This window comes from Aeromonas sp. QDB68 (assembly GCF_027707405.1).
GTDB classification, from domain to species: Bacteria; Pseudomonadota; Gammaproteobacteria; order Enterobacterales; family Aeromonadaceae; genus Aeromonas; species Aeromonas caviae.
In genome coordinates, this window is sequence record NZ_JAPCIQ010000193.1 from 1 (window position 1) to 1,861 (window position 1,861).

General features: G+C 37.3%; 3 protein-coding genes. All 3 read left to right on the forward strand.

Features of this window, described 5'->3' with window-relative positions; all coding sequences use genetic code 11:
- Nucleotides 1-352: 352 nt before the first annotated feature.
- From PG892_RS22120 to PG892_RS22130, 3 genes are read left to right on the forward strand one after another with little or no spacing between them, the layout of a single operon-like run.
- A complete protein-coding gene (locus PG892_RS22120; protein WP_264787127.1) occupies nt 353-781 on the forward strand; it encodes a hypothetical protein in 429 nt (142 codons plus the stop codon).
- Between the two features lie 6 nt (nt 782-787).
- Nucleotides 788-1,282, forward strand: a complete 495-nt coding sequence (locus PG892_RS22125; RefSeq protein WP_264787126.1) for an ImmA/IrrE family metallo-endopeptidase — start codon at nt 788-790, stop codon at nt 1,280-1,282.
- Nucleotides 1,283-1,828, forward strand: coding sequence for a beta family protein (locus tag PG892_RS22130; protein WP_270825886.1), 546 nt, complete (start codon nt 1,283-1,285; stop codon nt 1,826-1,828).
- The last annotated feature ends 33 nt before the right edge of the window (nt 1,829-1,861 follow it).

Below are 1,861 nucleotides of genomic sequence, written 5' to 3' on the forward strand. Positions count from 1 at the left end.
TGCAAAGTAAAATGGAGGGTTTTCTTGCCGCCAAGGATCTGATGGCGCAGGGGATCAAGATCTGATCAAGAGACAGGGTCATGCCACTGCTCTAACATCGCACTTTATTGACTTAAAACAACATTATTGCTTCATAGATACAATGTAGATGAGTAAAATGGATAAAATAATCATGAGCATTCTTTGATGGATGCAATTAATAGGGTTTTAGAATGAAAATTATTAATTTGAGTCTGTTTCTCCTATTTTTTTCTGCATTTTGAGTTCGGAAATTGGGTATGCTCAAACCAGAAATAATGAACTTGTAGAGAAGGTTGATGCCAATCACATTAGTTCTAATGATTATTCTGTAATGAGTTCAACGCTAAGTGATTTGAATAAAGAAAATAAGAAGTTATTTATGCAGGTTGAGGAGCTTAAAAGTAAATTATCAAAAATTGAAGACAGCAAAAGTGAAGTTAAATTTGTCGAGTGGATAGGTATCCTGTTAGCTGCAGTATCGGCTATTGTAACTGTGCTTGGGGTGTTTATCGCTATTTTCTCATTCTTTGGATACAAAAAGATTGTGTCTAGTACAACAGACTTGGCCACAACTATTGCGACAGATATATCTACAAAAAAAGTGACTGAAATCGCACAGGAAAAAGTACCAGCATCAGTTCAAGATGAATTGATAAAATTGGTTGACCAAGGACGTTTTGATAATGCTATATATGATGCTGTAATCAAGGTTACGTTCAGGGGTGTCGCGGATTCACCTGAAGATGACATGCAAGAGTAAATATATATGAAAACTTCTGTTGAATGGAAAAATATATCCTCAGGCATCTTGGATGTAATTGATGAACATCACCAAGAGATGCCTGTAGCGATAGGAAAACTAGCTAAAGAGTTGGGTTTAAGTGTGAAGCTTGCAACATTGGATGCTGGTGTTTCGGGGGAGATAAAAAAATCAGATAGTGGTTATGTTGTCAGAGTAAACAGGCATGATGTAAAAGAAAGGCAGCGGTTCACAATTGCTCATGAAATAGCTCATTATATTCTCCATAGAGAGTTGATTGGTGATGGAATTGTCGATGATATCTTGTATCGTTCAGGTTTGTCTGATCATCTTGAGGCGCAAGCTAATAGACTTGCCGCAGACTTGATAATGCCGTGGCCTTCATTGCATAAAAGAATACAAGAGCTCAGTGATTTAAAAAATGAAGAGTTGTATGAACAGTTAGCAAAAGACTTTGAAGTTTCAACAACGGCGATGAAGATTAGATTGGGGAAGCTCTAAATGTCATCACATAAAATAATTTTTGATTTTTATGATTATGCTCCGTTGTTGGCAATTAGTCAGTCAGAAATGCAGGCAATAGAACAGTTACCTGAGAAAGATAAAGACAAAATTATCCCCATATTTCCACTAAAGGGATGGTCTTCAGCTAAAACATTAGCGAAGACAATGGAGCGTATCAAAAAAAGTATCGGCGAACGTAACTTTGTTGCTGATATTGATATGTCTTTTATTTTGGAGAAGGAAAAAGAAAGTAAACTAAAAGGGGAGCCCCCAAGAGATGTTGTTCTTGAGTTAAAAAAATTGGTGGATCCATCCGATGGTTATAAAAATTGGATAGACTTCGTCACTGAACATTCGAACATAATACCTGTAATCCAGTTATTTGATACCAATCATATATCATTGCAAGTGAGTAAGCTTGCTGCTTTAGAAAGGGGTTTGTGCTTAAAATTCAATATGTTGTATATGGGGGATGCTGAGGTTATCTCCCTGAGCAACCCGCGAATTCAACTTCGAAGTGCGACACTCGCCTATGCCGCCTGACGGTACTCTTCGAATACCTTGACAGGCTGCCTG

Coding starts and splice junctions, on each gene's coding strand:
- PG892_RS22120 (WP_264787127.1), top strand. CDS start 353: ATGAGTTCAACGCTAAGTGATTTGAATAAAGAAAATAAGAAGTTATTT.
- PG892_RS22125 (WP_264787126.1), top strand. CDS start 788: ATGAAAACTTCTGTTGAATGGAAAAATATATCCTCAGGCATCTTGGAT.
- PG892_RS22130 (WP_270825886.1), top strand. CDS start 1,283: ATGTCATCACATAAAATAATTTTTGATTTTTATGATTATGCTCCGTTG.